General features: G+C 70.5%; 13 protein-coding genes. 6 read left to right on the forward strand and 7 right to left on the reverse strand.

Annotation, left to right across the window (positions count from 1 at the left end):
- Positions 1-10: 10 nt before the first annotated feature.
- Positions 11-3,484, reverse strand: a complete 3,474-nt coding sequence (locus ABZ552_RS33255; RefSeq protein ID WP_281916711.1) for an indolepyruvate ferredoxin oxidoreductase family protein — start codon at positions 3,482-3,484, stop codon at positions 11-13.
- Between the two features lie 275 nt (positions 3,485-3,759).
- Here ABZ552_RS33255 and ABZ552_RS33260 point away from each other — a divergent pair, with 275 nt between their 5' ends.
- Together ABZ552_RS33260 and ABZ552_RS33265 are read left to right on the forward strand one after the other, a co-directional pair.
- The gene (locus ABZ552_RS33260) at positions 3,760-4,239 is read left to right on the forward strand and encodes a hypothetical protein (protein ID WP_281875342.1); all 480 of its coding nucleotides are present in this window, start codon (positions 3,760-3,762) and stop codon (positions 4,237-4,239) included.
- 402 nt (positions 4,240-4,641) lie between these two features.
- A complete protein-coding gene (locus tag ABZ552_RS33265) occupies positions 4,642-5,799 on the forward strand; it encodes a lipase family protein (RefSeq protein WP_357441859.1) in 1,158 nt (385 codons plus the stop codon).
- Between the two features lie 52 nt (positions 5,800-5,851).
- On the opposite strand, the gene ABZ552_RS33270 is transcribed toward ABZ552_RS33265, so the two are convergent.
- The 3 genes from ABZ552_RS33270 to ABZ552_RS33280 form a co-directional block, all read right to left on the reverse strand.
- On the reverse strand, positions 5,852-6,688 hold the full coding sequence (locus tag ABZ552_RS33270) for an SDR family oxidoreductase (protein WP_281916710.1): 837 nt from the start codon (positions 6,686-6,688) through the stop codon (positions 5,852-5,854).
- Entirely contained in the window at positions 6,685-7,632 is a 948-nt protein-coding gene (locus ABZ552_RS33275) for a patatin-like phospholipase family protein (RefSeq protein ID WP_357441849.1), read from the reverse strand. The genes ABZ552_RS33270 and ABZ552_RS33275 overlap by 4 nt, the downstream gene beginning before the upstream one ends.
- A gap of 66 nt (positions 7,633-7,698) precedes the next feature.
- Complete coding sequence (locus tag ABZ552_RS33280) at positions 7,699-8,244, reverse strand: histidine phosphatase family protein (protein ID WP_281875345.1); 546 nt, start codon at positions 8,242-8,244, stop codon at positions 7,699-7,701.
- Positions 8,245-8,340: 96 nt separating this feature from the next.
- Between ABZ552_RS33280 and ABZ552_RS33285 the strand changes: the two genes are divergently transcribed.
- The 3 genes from ABZ552_RS33285 to ABZ552_RS33295 all read left to right on the forward strand — a co-directional run bounded on the left by ABZ552_RS33285 (position 8,341) and on the right by ABZ552_RS33295 (position 14,352).
- A complete protein-coding gene (locus ABZ552_RS33285; protein ID WP_357441851.1) occupies positions 8,341-13,200 on the forward strand; it encodes an ATP-dependent helicase in 4,860 nt (1,619 codons plus the stop codon).
- Positions 13,201-13,263: 63 nt separating this feature from the next.
- On the forward strand, positions 13,264-14,046 hold the full coding sequence (locus ABZ552_RS33290) for a DNA-formamidopyrimidine glycosylase family protein (protein WP_281875347.1): 783 nt from the start codon (positions 13,264-13,266) through the stop codon (positions 14,044-14,046).
- Between the two features lie 12 nt (positions 14,047-14,058).
- The gene (locus ABZ552_RS33295; protein WP_357441853.1) at positions 14,059-14,352 is read left to right on the forward strand and encodes an NAD-binding protein; all 294 of its coding nucleotides are present in this window, start codon (positions 14,059-14,061) and stop codon (positions 14,350-14,352) included.
- Positions 14,353-14,378: 26 nt separating this feature from the next.
- Here ABZ552_RS33295 and ABZ552_RS33300 read toward each other — a convergent pair whose 3' ends face one another.
- Complete coding sequence (locus ABZ552_RS33300; RefSeq protein ID WP_281875348.1) at positions 14,379-16,112, reverse strand: glycerol-3-phosphate dehydrogenase/oxidase; 1,734 nt, start codon at positions 16,110-16,112, stop codon at positions 14,379-14,381.
- 529 nt (positions 16,113-16,641) lie between these two features.
- Here ABZ552_RS33300 and glpK point away from each other — a divergent pair.
- A complete protein-coding gene (gene glpK, locus ABZ552_RS33305; RefSeq protein ID WP_281875349.1) occupies positions 16,642-18,141 on the forward strand; it encodes a glycerol kinase GlpK in 1,500 nt (499 codons plus the stop codon).
- Between the two features lie 187 nt (positions 18,142-18,328).
- On the opposite strand, the gene ABZ552_RS33310 is transcribed toward glpK, so the two are convergent.
- Together ABZ552_RS33310 and ABZ552_RS33315 are read right to left on the reverse strand one after the other, a co-directional pair.
- The gene (locus ABZ552_RS33310; protein WP_281875350.1) at positions 18,329-19,507 is read right to left on the reverse strand and encodes a PLP-dependent aminotransferase family protein; all 1,179 of its coding nucleotides are present in this window, start codon (positions 19,505-19,507) and stop codon (positions 18,329-18,331) included.
- A gap of 205 nt (positions 19,508-19,712) precedes the next feature.
- Complete coding sequence (locus ABZ552_RS33315) at positions 19,713-20,585, reverse strand: hypothetical protein (protein WP_281875351.1); 873 nt, start codon at positions 20,583-20,585, stop codon at positions 19,713-19,715.
- Positions 20,586-20,717: the final 132 nt, after the last annotated feature.

The following is a 20,717-nucleotide window of genomic DNA, read 5'->3' on the forward strand; positions in this document are numbered from 1 at the left end:
GGGAGCCCCGCTAGCAGCGCGGCGGCTCGATACCGAGCTCCCGCAGGCGTTCGCTGTAGAGCGCGACGTTGGCGAGCTTGATGTCCTCGTACCCGCGCACCACGTCGGCGAGCGCCGCGGCCCGCACCGCGCGGTCGTAGCCCGCCGGATCCAGCACCGACGCCAGATCCGCCACCATCGCGGTGTAGTGCGCCAGCAGCTCGCGTTCCACCCGCCGCACGTGGGCGTATCCGAAGGGGTCGAAGGCGGTGCCACGCAGACGCTTACCGCGCGCCAGCAAGCGGAGGGCGAAGTGGCTGCCCGGCCGCATCCCGATCTTCTTCTTCCGGCCCATCGCGCGCAGGACCGGCGGGTGCAGCCGATAGGTGAGGTTCGCCCCCTCCGGTACTTGCTCGGCGACCTCGGCCAGGAACACCGGATCGGTCAGCCTGCGCGCCACCTCGTATTCGTCTTTGTACGCCGTGAACTTGTACAGGCCGCGCGCCACCTGCTCACTGAACTCGGTCCGGTCGGTCACCCGGCGCTCGGCATCCCAGATGCGTTGTACCGCGGCGACGTAATCGCGGGCCACCGCCACGCTCTGGAAACCGATCAGTTCGATCGCACGCAGCTCGACCAGCCGCCGCACCTCTCCCGTGGCGGTGAACCCCTCGAACAGGTCCGCGGGCACCGTCACCGGCTCGCGTTCGGGTTTGCGGCGCGTGGTCGCGGCGGCGAACTCCTCCGGTCGCGCGATCGCGACTCGCCCCCAGCGGAAGGCCGCGAGATTCGCCTCCACCGCGACTCCGTTGATCCCGATGGCCTCTTCGATCGCGGCGCCAGGCAACCGCAGGCCGCCGGTCTGGTAGGCGGCTCCGACCAGCAGGAAGTTCGCGGCGGCGGTGTTGCCGAAAAGGACTTCCGCGGCGGCCAGCGCGTCGAAGGCCCGAACCGAGCGCGACGCCTGCCCCAGACGCTCCAGCAGCATCGCCTCGTCGGGATAGGCCACGGATTTGTCGTAGACCATGTCGCCAGTCGGCGTCTTGCTGGTGGAGGCGACCGACACGGTCGTCGTGGCGGAACCGTAGGCCAGGTTCTTGTTGTCGGTGGCGGTCAGCAGGTCGAAGGCCAGGAGGCAGTCGGCCGAGGCGGGGGCCAGGCGGTTGGCGGGCTCCAGCGCGCCCGCGGCGAAACGCAGGTGCGAGACCACGGGGCCGGCCTTCTGGCTCATGCCGATCTGATCCAGGCTCGCCACCTCGTATCCGGCGCGCAGCGCGGCGGTTGCCAGCACCTGGTTCACGGTGACGATGCCGGTGCCGCCGATCCCGGCGAGGAAGACGTTCTGCGTGGTTGTCGGCGGTTCGTGCACGAGTTCCGGCAGCCGCGGCGGCTGCTGCGGCCTGTTCGTCCCGCGCCGTTTCCGCTTCGCCGGGTCCGCCAGCTCTACTGTGACGAACGAAGGGCAGTCCCCGTTCAGGCAACTGTAGTCGGTGTTGCAGGAGGTCTGGTCGATGCGGGTCTTGCGACCGAACTCGGTGTCCACCGGCTGCACCGACAGGCAGTTGCTCCGCACGCCGCAATCACCGCAGCCTTCGCACACCGCCTCGTTGACGACCACCCGGGTGCGGCGCACCGGCAAGGCGCCCCGCTTGCGCTGCCGCCGCGCGTCGGCCGCGCAGTGCTGGTCGTAGATCAGCACCGTGACGCCGGGGATCTCACGCAACGCGCGCTGCGCTTCGTCGAGCCGGTCCCGGTGCCACAGCAGCGTGCCGGGAGCGAGATCGCGCTTGCGGTATCGCCCCGGCTCGTCGGCGCAGACGATGATCCGCCGTACGCCCTCGACGGCGAGTTTGTGGGTGAGCATCGGCACCGTGAGCGCGCCCTCGGCGTGCTGCGCGCCGGTCATCGCGACCACGTCGTTGTGCAGCAGCTTGAACGTGATGTTCACGCCCGCCGCGACGCACGCCTGCACGGCGAGCTGGCCGGAGTGGAAATACGTCCCGTCGCCGATGTTCTGGAACAGGTGCGGCACGTCGGTGAACGGCGCTTGGCCGATCCACTGGGCGCCTTCGCCGCCCATCTGGGTCAGCCCGGTGACCTTGCTGTCGTTCCGGCCGGACATGGTCACCAGGGTGTGACAGCCGATACCGCCGCCCGCCAGCGATCCTTCCGGGACGGCGGTGGAGCGGTTGTGCGGGCAACCGCTGCAGAAGTAGGCCGCGCGCTTGGCGGGCAGCACGGACAGTGACAGCGGCTGCGGCAGTGGACGTCTCATCTCCAGATGGCCGTCGAGTACGCGGCGCAGCGGTGCGGCGATGCGCCCGGAAGTGAGTTCGCCATCGGCGCCGAACAGCGGGCGGCCCGCGTGGTCGCGCTTGCCGAGGACCTCGGGCGCACCCGGAACGCCGTACAGGATCTCGCGGACCTGGGTCTCGACGAATGCCGTCTTGTCCTCGACGACGATCAGCCGGGTGAGCCCGGCGGCGAACTCGCGGACCCGTTCGGGCGCGAGCGGATAGGGCATGCCGATCCGCAACAGCCGGATCCCCGCGGCGTGCAACGCCTCGTCGTCCGCGCCGAGGTCGAGCAGGGCTTGGCGGACCGCGTCGAAGGTGGTCCCGGTGGCGGCGATGCCGATCGTGGCGCGAGCCGGATGGACCTCGATCACGTCCAACTCGTTGCGTGTGCTGTAGGCGCGCACCAGCTCCCAGCGGGGACCGTAGAGATCGGCCTCGGCGAGCAGGCTGTCGGCCGGCGCGGCCATCGGACGCTGCCGGTAACGGAAGCGCGCTCCCGCCCAGTCGATTTCGGGCACGACGATATCGATGTCACCCACCGAACCCTCGACGGTCCAGGCGCCGTCGGCGACGTCGGCGACGATCTTCAGCGCCACGAGGCAGCCCGAGGCGCGCGACAGCGCGACCCCGTGCAGACCCATGGTGATGATCTCGCGTGCGTTGCGCGGGAACAGCACGGGAATGTTCATCGCCGCCAGCGAGCGCTCGCTCACCGCGGGCACGGTGGAGGACTTGGCCGCCGGGTCGTCGCCGACCAGCAACAGGACGCCGCCGCGGGGATTCGCGCCGTACATGTTGGCGTGCCGCAGCGCGTCGGTCGCGCGGTCCAGGCCGGGGCCCTTGCCGTACCAGACGCCGACCACGCCGTCGTGGGTCGCCGTGCCCGCGGGCAGGTCCGCCTGACTGCCCCACACGGAGGTCGCGGCCAGTTCCTCGTTCAACCCCGGGACGAACGAGATGTCGTGCTCGGCCAGGACCTCCGGCATGCCGGCCAGCATCTTGTCGACGCCGCCGAGCGGACTGCCCTGGTAACCGGAGACGAACGTGCCCACCCGCAGGCCCGCGCGCAGATCACGCACGTGCTGCTCGACCAGCTGGCGCGCGATGGCCTGGACGCCGGTGAGGACAACCGTCCCCGAGCCGACGCGGTAACGGTCGGCCAGGTCGTAGGGAGCTGCGATCAGATCGCGGTCGGCGAGCTCGGTCATCAGATCCACCCGTCCGCTCGGCGCCGGTTCGGCACCTCGCATCGTTGAGCACTTGTTGCCGATATGGTGTCTGTGAAGATCTGAACGCACAACCTTGACTCTTCATATTGAGCAATCTGCCCAACTGTTCGCAGCCGCAGTGGGCACAACCTAAGCACAGTGCGAGGTCGATGTGATGACGCGCACAGCACAGCGTCGCGGCGTCGGCGGGCCGAGCGGGTGCCACGCCGCGTTTCCTCCGCCGCACCCGCGCCCACCTGTGTGAAGGTGGAAAGGTGTCAATGCTCAGGAGGGGTGCGGCGCTCCTCGCCGCCATCGCGTTCGGGTCGCTGACCGCGTGCGGCCAGCAGGCGGACCCGGCTGCCCCCTCCACACCGGAGCGCACCGCGGAAGCCGCGGCCGGGACCCGAGCCGACCCCGGTCCGCGCACCTACGCGGGCGGAACGATGGTGGTCATCCCGCATGCCGCGGATCTGGAACCCAGTTCGGCCATGCCCTTCTCCGAGTACGACACCGAGGACGGGACGAACAAGCTCGCGATCCACATTCCCGGCCCGGTCGGCTGTCCGAGTATCGGATTCACCGCGCGCGTGGAAGAATCGGCCGATCTGGTGAGCGTGCGACTGATCCGTGGCCTGCATCGCGGTATGCCGCCGTGCCAGGGCGCGAATCCGGAGCAGAAACGCGAGTACGGCGTGGTCGTGGTCGACCTGCTTCGCCCCCTGGGCGCTCGTCCGGTGCTCAGCTTCGCATGAGCCACGCGACCTGCGGACGATTCGGTGCGCGACCGGGCAGGCCACCTCCCTTAGTGATCTTGTCGAATGGCGGGGCATGCGCTTTGTGACATGTCCGGTTCGCCTGTTCCGGTGCGACGCTCCGATCGGCGGAGCGTTATCTTCGCAGCGGATGGTGCCGCCTTCGCGGCTACCGGCGGTCCCGGAGTCGAAGGAGGTGCGGCAGTCCGCCATGATCGACTCAGTATCTTTCCGGCGGCGGTTCCTTCTGCTCCGTCCCGCAGCGAGCGTTCGCTGCGGTTTTCCGTGTAGTGCCGGTCCGTCCGGAACACCGACACCGCGGCGTGCCCGCGGGGCGGTGGGTCGGTGACGGCTGACTTTCGAAGGAAACCCGTGTCCAGAGTTCCGTTCCGGATCGCGATCTTGCTGGTGAGCATCGTCTCGCTCGGCCTGCTCGGCCTGCCAGCGACGGCTCAGCCCCTGTATCCCACTCCCGATCCCGATCCCTTCTACACGGCACCGCCCGATCTAGGGGCGCTCGCTCCGGGCGACGTCGTGCGGGCCCGCCGGATCGACACCGGTATGTATGTCGGGACCGAGGGCTGGCAGGTGGCTTTCCGCTCCACCAATTCGCAGGACAAGCCCGTCATGGCGATCACGACGGTCCTGCTGCCCGCCGGGGTGAAGAACCCGCCGCTGGTCTCCTACCAGGCGCTGATCAATTCCCTCGGCACCCAGTGCAATCCGTCGCGCTCGCTGTTCAACGGCGAACTGCAGGACGCGGTCGGCGCGATGCTGCCGATCGGGCGCGGATGGGCGATCTCGCTGCCGGACTACCTGGGGCCCACCTCCGCTTACGGCGCCGCGCGCTTGGCCGGGATGATCACCCTCGACAGCGTGAAGGCCGTCCGCAAGGTCGCCGAGCTCGGTCTGTCCTCCTCCCCCGTCGCCCTCGCGGGCTACTCCGGCGGCGGCATGGCCACCTCCTGGGCCGCCGCGTTGCAACCCACCTACGCGCCGGATCTGAAGCTGACCGCCGCCGTGGCCGGCGGCATCCCGGCCGACCTCGAGCAAATGGCGATGTCGCTCGGCTTCGACCCGCACCCCGGATTCGGCCTCGCTTTCGCCGCCGCCATGGGGCTCGAGCGGGAGTACCCGGACCGGTTGCCGATCTCCGATCAGCTCAACGAGAACGGTTTGTGGTTCCGGGAATTCACGCATGACGCGTGCCGGCGGTTCCTGCTCTTCCACGGCGCTTTCCGCAGCGCGGAGCAGATGGCGGCGTCCAAGAGCCTGATGGACAGCCCCGAGGCACACGCCGTCCTGCGGGAGAACAGCCTGCGGTACTTCGACGGCGTGCCGACGGTGCCGACCTACATCTGGCAGGGCCGCTACGACGAGCTCACCTTCTATCCGCCCGTCGCCGAGGTCGCTGCCCGGTACTGCAAGGCGGGTGCGCCGGTACAGTTCCACACCGTCGACATCTCCGAGCACATGACCGCGGCGGCCGCCGGATTCGGCGACGCGTGGAACTACGTGGAGGCCAGGTTCCGCGGCGAACCCGCACCGACCAGCTGCTGAAACCGGACGGGAACGGCCCGGGAGACATTCTCCCGGGCCATTTTTCGTTCGATCAGCTGATGGACCGCACCTCTTGCTCGTACTGTGCCCGCGTCTTCTCGTCGGCCGGGCGCAAGGCTCGATCCCCGTCGAACAGGCCGCGGATCAGGCGCACCGCGCGTTCCGGCGCGGCCGCCAGCGCGATGTCCAGCGGTCCGAGGTAATTCGGCACCGCCACCTCGGCTTTGCGAGTGGCGCAGGTGCGCAGGATCGCGGCGGCGACGTCCTCCGGGTCGACGGTCGGCATACCGTGGCCCAGGGCCAGTCCCGAGGAGAGGCGGGTCCGCACGGCCGACGGCAGCACGCAGCTGACACTGACGCCCTGCCCGGCGAATTCCAGCCGGGTCGCCGCCGAGAGGCCGACCGCCGCGAACTTGCTGGCGTTGTACACCGCCAGCCCGGGAATCGGGACCTTGCCCGCCAGGGACGCGACGTTGACGATGTGCCCGCGGCCACGTTCGATCATGCCCGGCGCGGCGGCGCGCATGCCGTGGATGAGACCCCACACGTTGATGTCCAGCGTGGCCTGACCGACCACGTCCGGTTGCTCCAGGAACGCTCCCGCCGGCATGACACCGGCGTTGTTGACCAGCACGTCGACCTCGCCGACCGCCGCGACGACCGCGTCCCATTGTCCACGCGAACGCACGTCGAGCTCGAACGCGCTCGCCCCGATCGCGGCGGCGGTCGCGTCGGCGGCGGCTTTGTCCACGTCCGCGAGCACGACGCGGGATCCTTTCGCGGCGAACGATTCCGCGGTGGCGCGGCCGATGCCCCGCGCGCCTCCCGTGATCAGGACGGTCGCCGCGCGCAGGTCGATCGCCGGGTAACCGGATCCGAAGATGTTCATACGAATGCTCCTCGCTCGAGGGCGCGGCGCGTGCTGCGCAGGCTGTGCTCGAAGGTGGCCGGACGGCGGCGGCCGTCCATGAAGTTGGGTCCCATCACGGCGAGGTCGTCGGCGGACGCACCCACGAAGAGGACCTTGGTGCCCGCCGCGCGCAACTGGGCGATCTCGGCGCGGAGCTTGTCGCTCATCCGGTTGCGCAGCTGCCGTTCCAGCAGGTGCCCGGGGCCGGTGGCCGGAATCCGGGCCCCGGAGGCCATCGGCGCGAGCACGAGGACCTCGTCGAGCTTCTCGGCGGCGAGCAGGTCCACCGACGCGGTCGAGCCCGCGCCGCCGTCGACGAAGCGACGGCCCGCGATGGTGACCGGAGGGAACCAGCCGGGAATCGCCCACGACGCCCGCAGCGCCTCGCCGATGGTCGCGGCGGGGGCACCCGGCGCACCGAATGCCACCCGCTCGCCCGTCGCGTAGTCCATCGCCACCAGCCTGGTCGCCGGATGCGGCACCCACGCGCGGCCGGGGTTCAGCCGTTCGGCCAGCCGTCCCAGCCACCCCGCGTCGCCGCCGCCGACCGGCAGCAGTCCGCTGCCCGCGGCCAGCAGCGCCTGGCCCGGCTCCTGGCGGCGCAGCGGCAGCCGGGGCGAGCCGAGTCGCGGGCGCGGCAGCGGCGGAAACCGGCCGGGCTCGGCCGCGCCGTGCTCGCGCAGGACGGGGTCGGTCGCCGTGCCGCGCTGCATGGCGACCAGGTCGTCCACCGAGACGCCGCTGCCGAGCAGCGTGACCGTCTCCGCGCCGGCCGAGGTGCCGATCAGCACGTCCGCCTCGCGCGGATCCCAGTCGAGCACGTCGCGGGCGGCGGCGAGCGCGGCGACTATCCACGCCGCCCCCACGGCGCCACCGCACCCGATGGCCAGGCCGCGCCGTTGCGACCTATTGTTGTTACCCATAGTCTCAGACACTAGCCCAGTGTGGCGTGGATGCCACGCCTTCCCTCGGACTGAGATCAGCAGCCGTCAGGCCGTGAAGTGCAGCGTCCATTCGCCGCGATAGTGCAGCCGGGTGATGCTGCCCGGCGGAATGTCGATACGCCAGAACGATTTCGGCGGAGCGTCCAGCGTCACCAGCAACGCGGCCCTGACCACCGCCGGGTGCGTGACCGCGATCGTGGACACGGACTGCGCGGCCACCTCGGCCATCCACAGCCTGGTCCGTTGGATCACGTCCAGCACGGACTCGCCACCGTGCCCGCGGAACGCCGGGTCGGTGAGCCAGGCGTACAGCTCGTCCTGCGGCACCGACATCAGTTCGCCACCGCGCCATGCGCCCGCGTCCAGGTCGCGCAACCGGTTGTCCTCCTCCCCCGGCAAACCCAGCAACGCCGCGGTCTCCACCGTCCGGCGTTCCGGCCCGGTGAGCACTCGCGCGGCGGTGAGCGGTCCGCACTCGGCCACCGCCCGCCTGCCCGCCTCGGTGAGCGATTCGTCCACCGGGAAACGTGCCTTCCGCATCGCCTCGGTCATCCCATGGCTGACCAGGTCGAGTCTGAGCACTTTTTGCACCTGTGGAAGCGTACGGCCCGGCGTCGGCGATTGCTCCCGCTTCGCTCGCGAAACGGTACGGGCGTGCTTGTCGGTGGGCCGGTGCACACTGAATCCATGGCCCAGTTCTCCCGCGCGACCCAGGAGTGGTTCGACGGCGCGTTCCCCGCGCCGACCTCCGCTCAGCTGGGGGCCTGGAAGGCGATCGCGGCGGGCGAGCACACGTTGGTCGTCGCGCCGACCGGCTCCGGGAAGACGCTCTCGGCGTTCCTCTGGGCGATAGACCAGCTGGCCACCCGGGAGCGGCGGCCCGAGCGGGCGGGCACCTCGGTGCTGTACGTGTCCCCGCTCAAGGCGCTCGCGGTGGACGTGGAACGCAACCTGCGGGCGCCGCTGGTCGGCGTCACCCAGACCGCCAAGCGCTTGGGCCTGGAGCCGCCGGAGATCACCGTCGGGGTTCGGTCCGGCGACACCAGCGCGTCCGACCGGCGGTCCATGCTGCGCACCCCGCCGGACATCCTGATCACCACGCCGGAGTCGCTGTTCCTGATGCTGACCTCGGCCGCCAGGGAAACACTGCGGGACGTGGGCACGGTGATCGTGGACGAGGTGCACGCGATCGCCGGTTCCAAGCGCGGTGCCCATCTGGCGCTGTCCCTGGCCCGGCTCGATCTGCTGACCGAGCGGCCCGCCCAGCGCATCGGGCTGTCGGCGACCGTGCGTCCACCGGAGGAGGTCGGGCGGTTCCTGGTCGGCAACGCGCCGATCACGCTGGTCGCGCCGCCCGCGCCGAAGACATTCGACCTCTCGGTGCGGGTGCCGGTCGCGGACATGACCGAGCCGGGCGATTCCGACCAGCCCGGCTCGATCTGGCCGCACGTGGACGAGGCCATCGTCGAGCTGGTGCTCGAGCACCGGTCCTCGATCGTGTTCGCGAACTCCCGCAGGCTGGCCGAGCGGCTCACCGCCCGGCTCAACGAGGCCTACGCGGCGCGGCTCGGCGAGCCGGTGGAAACCGAGCACGAGCCGCCCGCCCAGCTCGGCCCGTCGACCGAGGTGAACCACGGCGCCGGGCCGCTGCTGGCACGCGCGCACCACGGCTCGGTCAGCAAGGAGCAGCGGGCGCTGATCGAGGACGATCTCAAGAGCGGGCGGCTGCGCTGTGTCGTCGCGACCAGCAGCCTGGAACTGGGCATCGACATGGGCGCGGTCGACCTGGTGGTCCAGGTGGAGGCGCCGCCCTCGGTGGCCAGCGGATTGCAGCGGATCGGGCGGGCCGGGCACCAGGTCGGGGAGATCTCGCGCGGGGTGATCTTCCCGAAGCACCGCACCGACGTCATCCACTGCGCGGTGGCGTCACAGCGGATGACCGCCGGGCAGATCGAAGCGATCCAGATTCCGGCGCACCCGCTGGACATCCTCGCGCAACAGACCGTCGCCGCGTGCGCGCTGGACCCGATCGACGTCGACGAGTGGTTCGACATCGTGCGCGGCACCGGCAGTTACGCGGCGCTGCCGCGCTCGGCCTACGAGTCGGTGCTGGACCTGCTCTCCGGGCGGTATCCGTCCGACGAGTTCGCCGAGCTGCGTCCCCGGCTGGTGTGGGATCGCGACGCTGGCACGCTCACCGGGCGGCCCGGCGCGCAGCGGCTGGCCGTGACGTCGGGCGGAGCGATACCCGATCGCGGCATGTTCGCGGTGTACATGGTCGGCGAGAAGGCGTCTCGAGTCGGTGAACTCGACGAGGAGATGGTCTACGAGTCACGCGTCGGCGACGTGTTCGCGCTCGGAGCGACCAGCTGGCGGATCGAAGAGATCACCTTCGATCGGGTGCTGGTGACGCCCGCGTTCGGGCAGCCGGGGCGTTTGCCGTTCTGGCACGGCGACGGGCTCGGGCGGCCCGCCGAACTCGGCGCGGCGCTCGGCGAGTTCGTGCGCACGGTCGCGCAGGATCGTGCTTCCGGATCGGCCGCGAGCACCGGGAAGAAGGCACGGCGCGACGGCAGCGCACCGACGGCCGCGCCGAAGCGCCGGGCGCGACCCGACGGCGCCGAGCCGGCCGGGCCCGAGCTCGGCGCGTCCGTCGGTCCGATGGGGGACCGCGTCGCCGAGATCATGCGATCCGCCGGTCTCGATGACAACGCGACCGCCAATCTGCTCACCCTGCTGGACGAACAGCGCACCGCGACCGGGCATCTGCCCACCGACCGCACCCTCGTGGTGGAGCGGTTCCGCGACGAGCTCGGCGACTGGCGTCTGGTATTGCACTCCCCCTACGGTCTCCCCGTGCACGCCCCCTGGGCGCTGGCCGTCGGCGCGCGGCTGCGGGAAAGGTTCGGCGTGGACGCCGCGCCGAACGCGTCCGACGACGGCATCGTCGTGCGGCTGCCCGACACCACCGACGATCCGCCCGGCGCCGAGCTGTTCGTCTTCGAGTCCGACGAGATCGATGACATCGTCACCGAGCAGGTGGGCGGCTCGGCGCTGTTCGCCTCCCGGTTCCGCGAATGCGCGGCGCGCGCGTTGCTGCTGCCGCGCCGCGATCCGGGCAAGCGAGCCCCGCTGTGGCAGCAGCGGCAGCGCTCGGCCCAATTGCTCGACGTGGCACGCAAATTCCCCGAGTTCCCGATCCTGCTGGAGACGGTGCGCGAATGCCTGCGCGACGTCTACGACCTGCCGTCGCTGCGCGAGCTGCTCGGCCGGGTGGGGCGGCGCCAGATCCGGCTGGTCGAGGTGGAGACGGGGACGCCGTCGCCGTTCGCCAACGCCTTGCTGTTCGACTACATCGGGCAGTTCATGTACGACGGCGACAGTCCACTGGCCGAGCGGCGCGCGGCCGCGCTCTCGCTCGATTCCGGGCTGCTGGCCGAACTGCTCGGCCGCGTCGAGCTGCGCGAACTGCTCGACGCCGCGGTCATGGAGCAGACCGAGCGGGAACTGCAGCGGCTCACCCCCGAGCGGCACGCGCGGGACGCCGAGGGCTTGGCGGATCTGCTGCGCCTGCTCGGGCCGCTCACCGCCGCCGAAGCCGCCGAGCGCTGCGACGACGACCCCGCCGCGTGGTTCGAGAGCCTGGTTGCCGCGCGGCGGGCGCTGGAGGTGTCGTTCGCGGGGCGTAGCTGGTGGGTCGCGGTGGAGGACGCGGCGCGGCTGCGCGACGCGCTCGGGGTTCCGCTGCCGATCGGCACGCCGTCCGCGTTCATCGAGCCGGTGGCCGATCCACTCGGCGATCTGGTGGGCCGCTACGCCCGCACGCACGGCCCGTTCGCCACGGAGGCGGTGGCGGCCCGGTTCGGGCTGGGCACCGCGGTCGCCGCGACCGCCCTGCATCGGCTGACCGCCGAGAAACGCGTGGTCGAAGGCGAATTCACGCCCGGAGCGGCCGGAGCGGAATGGTGTGACGCGCAGGTGCTGCGCCGGTTGCGCCGCCGCTCGCTCGCTGCCGCCCGGCACGAGGTCGAGCCGGTCTCGACCGCCGCGTTCGGGCGTTTCCTCCCGGCCTGGCAGCACATCGGCGGCGGCGGGCTGCGGGGCGTCGACGGCGTGGCGGCCGTCGTGGAACAGCTCGCGGGTGTGCCGATTCCGGCCTCCGCCTGGGAATCGCTCGTCCTGCCCGCACGGGTGCCCGACTACACCCCCGCCATGCTCGACGAACTCATGGCGACCGGCGAGGTGATCTGGTCCGGGCACGGCGCCATCACCGCCAAAGACGGCTGGATCGCTCTGCATCCGGCCGAGCAGGCGCCGTTCACTCTGGCCCCGCCGGACGAGATCGACCTCACGGACGTGCAGCTGCGCCTGCTCACCGCGCTGGGCGCGACCTTCGTGCCGTGGACGCCGCCCGCTAGCGAACAGGCCGTGCGAGCTCCGGTGTCGTTGGACGAGCCCGAACCGCCCCCAGGCGCCGCGTTCGACGGACGTGGCGCCGACGGGCGATCCGCCGCACTACCGAAAGAGTCCGGGCCGGACAACGTCCGACGCTCACCGGTCGACGCGAACCCCGCGGTCTCGGGCGCTCCCGTGGAACGGCTGATACCTGTCCCCCAGGGCGGCGGCGCGTACTTCTTCCGGCAGCTCTCGGATGCCACCGGGTTGCTCGACGACGCCGCCGTAGCCTCCGCCCTATGGGAACTGGCCTGGGCGGGACTGGTCTCCGGTGACACGTTCGCGCCCGTACGGGCGCTGCTGTCCGGCACCACCCGGACCACCACGGCCCATCGCACGCCCCGGCGCGCGCCGCGGGGGCGCGCCTACCTGCCCCGGCCGAGCATGCCCACCCGTTCCGGTCCGCCCTCGGTCGCCGGACGATGGTCGCTGCTACCCGAGCGGATCTCGGACAACACCGTGCGCGCGCACGCGACCGCGGATCTGCTTCTGGAGCGGTACGGGGTGCTGACCAGGGGCTCGGTGCAGAACGAGGGCGTGCCGGGCGGATTCGCGCTGATGTACCGGGTGCTCACCGAGTTCGAGGATCGCGGCCGTTGCCGCCGCGGCTATTTCATCGATTCGCTCGGCGGCGCCCAGTTCTCCACCACCGACGTGGTGGACCGGTTGCGCTCCTTCGACGCCGAACGCGCTCGTCCCGAGTCCAGGCAGCCGACCGGCACGGTGCTGGCGCTGGCCGCGTCCGATCCCGCGAACCCGTACGGCGCCGCGCTGGCCTGGCCGAAGAGCGATGTCGAGGGCGGCCACCGCCCGGGCCGCAAGGCCGGAGCGCTGGTCGTGCTGGTCGACGGCGAACTTGTCCTGTATCTGGAGCGGGGCGGCAAGACCCTGCTCACTTTCACCGAGGACCCCGACGCCCGCCGGGCCGCCGCCGGAGCGCTCGCCGACCTGGTCCGGCGCCGGCAGGTGGACTCGCTGGTCATCGACCGCGTGAACGGAGACACGGTGCACGGCAACACCTTCGCCGGTTTCTTGACCGAGGCGGGCTTCTCCGCCACCCCGCGCGGACTCCGCCTCCGGAGCCGCCCGTGAGCGGCGAGACCCCGGTGCGGCAGATCCGGAACGCAGTCGACCCCGTCAGCACACCGGGGTCGTATGCCTGAGGGTGACACCGTCTTTCTGGCCGCCAAAAGGCTTCGCGCCGCTTTGGCGGGAAAAGAACTGACGCGCAGCGATTTCCGGGTGCCGCGATACGCGACGGTCGATCTGCGCGGACAGGTGGTCGAAAGCGTCGGCAGTTACGGGAAGCACCTTTTCATCCGCACACCCAGTGTCAGCGTGCACACGCACTTGAAGATGGAGGGCAGCTGGCGCGTGTTCCACTGCGGACAGCGCTGGACCAAACCTCGTGTGGCCGCACGGGTCGTGTTGAGCACCGCGGACGTCGAGGCCGTCGGGTTCTCGCTGGGCACCGTCGAGGTGGTCCGAGTGCGCGACGAGCACCGCGTCGTCGACCATCTCGGGCCGGACCTGCTCGGGCCCGAATGGGATGCGGCCGAAGCCGTCCGGCGGCTGGAGCGGTATCCGGATCAACCCATCGGCGTCGCCCTGCTCGACCAGCGCAATCTGGCCGGGATCGGCAACATCTTCCGCAGCGAGGTCTGTTTCCTGCGCCGCGTCCACCCCGCCACCAGGGTGGGGGACGTCCCCGATCTGCTGGCGATGGTCAACGAGGCACACCGCATCCTGACCGAAGCGGTCGAGCGGCCCCCACGACGGCCACTGGCGTACGGCCGCACGCACCGGCCGTGCCAGCGCTGCGGCACGCCGCTGGTCGCCGACCTGCTCGGGGACACCGCACCGGATTACGACCGCGTCGTACAGCGGGAACGCGGCATCTTCTTCTGTCCGCACTGCCAGCCCGCCCCGGCCGGCTGATCCGCGGGCACCATGAGCGACCCACGGCGATACGTGATGATCGGCGGCGGCCCGCCCGGGCTCGCCTCGGCGGTCTGGCTGGCGGAGGCAGGCAAGCAGGTCACCCTGCTGGAGCGTAGAGGGCAACTCGGCAGACCCGTGGATCCGGACGGTCCGACGGAGCGAATCCTGTTGGCCGCCACGGAGGAATTGGCCCGGCTGCACCTCGTCGATCCGGTCGAGTACCCGGACGAGCTGGTGCTGCGCTATCTGCGTTCACTGGTCGATTGGGCGATGCGCGTCGAGGCCCCCGCCGACGAGCAGTGATCAGAGTGACGGCGCGGTCGCGCGGCTCAGCCCTCCGCCGGCACCGGTTCCAGGATCTCCGGGCGGGGCTCCGGGGCGGCGATGCGCAGGGCGTCGGCGGAGGCGTCGTCCGGCTGGGTCTGCGAGTGGATCTCCGCGTCGACTCGCGCTTGATAGGTCTGGACCTCCCGGTCGACCTCCTCCTCGTCCCAGCCCAGGATGGGCGCGACCAGCTGAGCCACCTGCTCGGCGCAGTTGCTGCCGCGATGCGGGTACTCGATCGAGATCCGGGTCCGCCGGGCCAGGATGTCGTCGAGATGCAGCGCGCCCTCGGCCGCCGCCGCGTAGACCGCCTCCACCTGCAGATAGGACGGCGCGTCCGTAATGGGTTGCAGCAGTTCGGGTTTGTCCGTGGCGAAGGCCATGACGTCGGCGATGAGCGAACCGTACCGATCGAGCAGATGCTTGACCCGGTAGGGATGCACCCCGTAGGTCTCGGCCAGCTGCACCGTCTGGTTGACCAGCGCGAAGTAGCCGTCGGCGCCCAGCAGCGGCACCTTCGCCGTGATCGATGGCGAAACCCGGGCCGGAATATCCTGCGCCGCTTCGTCCACCGCGTCCATGGCCATCACCCGATAGGTGGTGTATTTGCCGCCCGCGATGCCGACAAGGCCCGGTGCGACCCGGGCGACCGCATGTTCGCGTGACAGTTTGGAGGTCTCGTCGCTCTCCCCCGCCAGCAGCGGGCGCAAGCCCGCGTACACGCCGTCGATGTCTCCCGGCGTGAGCGGCGTGACCAGTACCTCGTTCACCCGTTCCAGCAGGTAGTCGATATCCGCCTTGGTCGCGGCCGGATGTGCGAGGTCGAGATTCCACTCGGTGTCGGTCGTGCCGATGATCCAATGCGCACCCCACGGGATGACGAACAGCACCGAGGTCGCGGTGCGCAGGATGATCGCGGTGTCGCTGACGATCCGATCGCGCGGCACCACGATATGCACCCCTTTGGAGGCCCGCACGTGGAACCGGCCGCGCTGATGCGACAGGGCCTGCACTTCGTCGGTCCACACGCCGGTCGCGTTGATCACCACATGGCCGCGGACCTCGCCGTTGCGCCCGTCCTCGGTGTCGCGCACCTTCACACCGATCACCCGGTCGGCCTCCCGCACGAACCCGACGACCTGGGTGGACGTGCGGATGACCGCGCCGTAGTGCGCGGCCGTGCGCGCCACCGTCATGGTGTGACGCGCGTCGTCGACGACCGTGTCGTAGTAGCTGACCCCGCCGATCAGCGAGTCGCGCCGCAACCCCGGCGCCAGCCGCAACGCGCCCGCGCGACTCAGATGCCGTTGCCCGGGAACGCTTTTGGATCCACCCATGGTGTCGTAGAGCACGAGCCCGGCGGCCACGTACGGACGCTCCCACACGCGATTGGTCAGCGGGTACAGAAACCGCAGCGGCTTGACCAGGTGCGGCGCCAGGGTGGACAGCGTGAGCTCGCGTTCCCGCAGCGCCTCGCGCACCAGCCCGAACTCCAACTGTTCGAGGTACCGCAGCCCGCCGTGGAACATCTTCGACGACCGGCTGGAAGTCCCGGACGCGAAATCCCGGGCCTCGACCAAGGCCACCTGCAAACCCCTGGTCGCGGCGTCCAGCGCGATGCCGGCCCCGACCACGCCACCGCCCACGACGACCACATCGAAATGATCCTTGCCGAAGCGCTCCCAGGCCGCCCTGCGCTGCTCCGGGCCGAGGAACTGCGTATCCGGTTTATTGGCCATGCTCGACTCCTCCAGCCGACGCGGATGTGTGCGATCGAGCGTTCAGGTCCAGGCTAGGCGAACCGCCGCGGATCGACCGCCCGCGCCCCAGTCCGTGTCGCCCTTGCCTACTCGTCGGTAACAAGACCACCCTATCCGAGCGGCGAGTCATCGCGCACAGCCCAGTGAGGCACCCGACACCCGGTCGCACCCTGCCGGACGCGGCCACCGGAGGTCATCCGGCCATACTTCAACCCCCGGTTTCGAGTGCACGGAGACCGTGTATTGCCCGTTCGGGTCCCGGCTCGGTTCGCGCGGCCGCCTCGGACGCGACGAAGGAGCAAGCAGCGGACGCCGCAGAGGAGTCCCGAAACGGCGCGCCGGGGGCCGCAGCACTCCGCCCCGACGCACCCAGCGCACCACAACCCCCGGTTTCGAGCGAAGCGAGACCGAGCATTGCCCGTTCGCGGCCCAGCGCCGCAGGCGCTGGCAAGACCAACACAGCCGCGAACACGCCGCGACGAAGTCGCGGCCAAAATACACTGCACGGATGCGTCGTTATGTGGCCGCCATCGACCAGGGCACGACCTCGAGTCGGTGCATCGTCTTCGACCGGCAGGGACGCGTCGTCGGCGTCGCCCAGCGCGAGCACGAGCAGATCTTCCCGCAACCGGGTTGGGTGGAGCACGATGCCGAAACCATTTGGCGCGATACCGCATTCGTGCTCGGTGAGGTGCTGGAGCGCAGCGGTCTCGGCGCTGACGACATCGCCGCGGTGGGCGTCACGAATCAGCGGGAGACGACCGTGGTGTGGGATCGCGCGACCGGCCGCCCGGTGTACAACGCGATCGTCTGGCAGGACACCCGCACCGACCGGCTGTGCGCCGAACTGGGCGGCGGCGCCGGTCCGGCCCGCTACCAGGACCGCACCGGCCTCCCGCTGTCCACCTATTTCGCCGGCCCGAAGCTGCGCTGGATCCTGGACAACGTGCCCGGCGTGCGGGAGCGCGCTGAGGCGGGCGAGCTGTGCTTCGGCACCGTCGACAGCTGGGTGCTGTGGAATCTGACCGGCGAGCACATCACCGACGTCACCAACGCCTCCCGCACCATGCTGCTGGATCTGCGCTCGCTGCAGTGGGATTCGGAGATCTGCGCGGAGTTCGGCGTGCCGGAGTCGATGCTGCCGCAGGTACGCAGTTCCTCGGAGGTCTACGCGCCGATCGCGTCCGGGCCGCTGGCGGGGGTGCCGGTCGCGGGCATCCTGGGCGACCAGCAGGCCGCCACCTTCGGCCAGGCGTGCCTGTCGCCCGGCGAGGCCAAGAATACCTACGGCACCGGCAATTTCATGCTGCTGAACACCGGAACCACGCCGGTGTTCAGCAAGCACGGCCTGCTCACCACGGTGTGTTATCGCCTAGGCGACGCGGACGCGGTGTACGCCCTGGAGGGCTCCATCGCGGTCACCGGCTCGCTGGTGCAGTGGTTCCGCGACAACCTCGGCATCATCTCCGCCGCCGACGAGATCGAGCCGCTGGCCCGCAGCGTCGACGACAACGGCGGCGCTTACATCGTGCCGGCTTTCTCCGGGTTGTTCGCGCCCCGCTGGCGTCCCGACGCACGCGGCGTGATCGCCGGGCTGACCCGCTTCGTCACCAAGGCCCATCTGGCGCGGGCGGTGCTGGAGTCGACCGCTTTCCAGACCCGCGAGGTGGTCGACGCGATGCGCGCGGACGCCGAGTCGCAGCGGCTCGGCCTGGAGCTGACCACGCTGAAGGTGGACGGCGGCATGGTCGGCAACGACCTGCTCATGCAGTTCCAATCCGACATCCTCGATGTGCCCGTGGTGCGCCCGGTGGTCAACGAGACCACCGCCCTCGGCGCGGCGTACGCGGCCGGGCTCGCCGTCGGATACTGGTCGGGCACCGACGACATCCGGGACAACTGGGCCGCCGACAAGACCTGGCACCCGACCATGTCGGCCGCCGACCGGGACGAACGCTTCGCCGCGTGGAACAAGGCGGTCGAACGCACCTACGGCTGGGTCGACTGACGCGCCCGCGTGGGGCGATGCCGTGCGCCCGCGGGGGCCGATGTCATGCACCCGCGGGACCGATGTCGTGCACCCGCGGGGCTGATGTCGTGCGCCTCGGTTGTCGCCGTCGACCGTGGCGCGGCCGAATCGACCGGAACAGTGACCCTACCGGCGGTGGCGCGCGCCGAGGCGACCGCGCGCGACATCATTCGCCTATCGCATGCGCCAGGCGGGAGACCGCCTCCCGGAGGGTCGCCTCCTCGGAGGTGGTGAAGCACAGCCGCATCGAGTTCCGATGGGCTCCGGAGACCGCGAACGCGTCGCCGGGGACGTAGGCGACGCCGAGATCGATCGCGTGGGGCAACAGGTCCACGGTGTCGGTCCCGTCGGTGAAGTCGACCCACACGAACATGCCGCCGGCCGCGTCGGTACTCACCAGCCGGTCACCGAAACGCGCGCGCAGCTCGTCCACCAGCACACGCGCTCGCGCACCGTAGACGCGCCGGATCTCCTCCACTTGCGCACCCAGCCAATCCGGGTCGGCGAGCAGATCGGCGGCGATCTGCTGGGTCAGCGCCGAACCGCACAGGTCCGCGCCTTGCTTCAGCAGCTCCACGCCCCGGCACACCGCGTCGGGCGCGGTCATCCAGCCCACCCGCAAGGTCGGTGCCAGGATCTTCGACACGCTCGACAGCCGGATGACGTTGGCCGAATACGTCGCGATGGGCTCCGGCGACGGCCGCTCGAACCACAGCTCACCGTAGGGATCGTCCTCGATCACCCAGAATCCGTACCGATCGGCGAGTCCGGCGAGTTCCCGACGTCGCCGCGGGCTCATGGTGACACCGCGCGGATTGTGGAAATTGCTCACCGTATGCACCAGCGCGGGCCGCTCGCCCCGAGCGAGCAGCTCGGCCAAGGCGTCGACTCGCATGCCGTCGGCGTCCAACGGCACCGTCACGATGCGCGATCCGGCGGCCCGGAACACCTGCAAGGCGCCGACGTAGGCCGGATCCTCGACCACGACCAGCGCACCCGGATCCACCAGCACCTCGGCGAGCAGCGACAACGCCTGCTGCGACCCGTGGGTGACGAACACCTCCTCGAGCGGCACCGGCCGCCCCAGCCGCACGGTCTCCCGTGCCGCGAGCACGTCACGCAACGGGCCCCAGCCCGCCGATTCGGTGTATTGCAGACGCGCGCGGTCCGCGAGCGCTGCCTCCGCCGCCTGCGCGATCCGGTCCCGCGGCATCAACTGCTCGTCCGGCAAGCCGCCCGCCAGGCTGATCACGTCGTCGCGCGCCGCCACCTTCAGCAAGTCCCGGATCGCCGAACTCGTCAGGCCGTCGAGACGCCGGGCCAGCGGTGGAGTGATCGCCGACATGAAACCTCCCGAAAGGACGCCACGGTACGCGAGTCCTCACTGTTTCACATCGGCTACCAGAATATGAAATTCCATTCTCAATATGTGAGAAATTGCCCGAGGGCGGAGATCTCCTCCTCGCGGATTGTCACCGGCGAGGGCGATCCACCGAGTCGGCCGGGTGGGCCCGTTGCCGATGACGTCATCACGGGTGGTCGGAGCAGACTCAATCGATCAGGTAGATGAGCGTCCGTCCGTCCAGGTTCACGGTCGTGATCACCGGGAAGTACTGAGCCTCTGTGCCGTCGGGACGGCGCTCGGTGATCTCGACGTTGAAGCGATCGGAGGAGATCTCCGCGATCCGCAGGCAATATCCGGTGCCCTGCGGGATGTGCTGGTCGATGGTCTTCTGCAGGTCCGCGGGCGGCTCGACGTTCGCGCCCGGCGCCACGAATGTGTGCGCGCGGGCTGCGCTGCGCTCGGAATAGTACGCATGCTCGAAGCCCAGAATCGCCCGGATCCCACTGCTCGTATCACCAGGACCGTTGCCGAAGGTGACCTTGCCCTCGGTGCGGGTGGGGCAGTCCATCGCCACGGCACTGCTGGTGTCCGAAGCAGCCGGGCCGTCATCACTGCCGCTGGACACCACGATGGTCACGGTCAGCGCGACCAGCGCCACCACTGCCGCGAGGGTCCCCAGCACGACCCAGCGCCGCGAGGAACCGCGCCGCGCGGGCGCGGGCGTCTCGGGAATGCGCAGCGCAAGCCGCATGGCGATCGGGTCCTCGGCCCAGGACAGGCCGGATTCGGAGGGCGGCGGAGGCTTCGGAACGCCACCTTCCTGCGTCGGCCGGTTCCACCAGGAGTCCTTTTCGCCGTCCGTGGACGTCGGGCCCGCGGCCTCCCCGGCAGGCGGCCCGGGTTGGGCAGGCGCGGGCGGTGCGGACGGCCGTTCTGCGTATACCGTCGAGTCCGGCGCGCGAAACTGCGCGGGCGGTACCGGAGGCGTCTCCGGCTCGCCCGCCGGGCGCCAAGTGAGTTCCGAGTGGTCGCTCGACTGCTGCGGCACCTGCCAGCCCGGGCCCACGTCCGGGCCCATCGGCGGACCGAATTCCGTGACAGGCGGCCCGAATTCGGAAATCGGCGGACCGAACTCCCCCACTGGCGGACCGAACGCCGAACCGGACTGATCGGATTCGTTCTCCCTCGCAGAACCCTCGGAAGTCACACC

This window comes from Nocardia sp. NPDC019219 (genome assembly GCF_040632645.1).
Classification (GTDB): domain Bacteria; phylum Actinomycetota; class Actinomycetes; order Mycobacteriales; family Mycobacteriaceae; genus Nocardia; species Nocardia sputorum.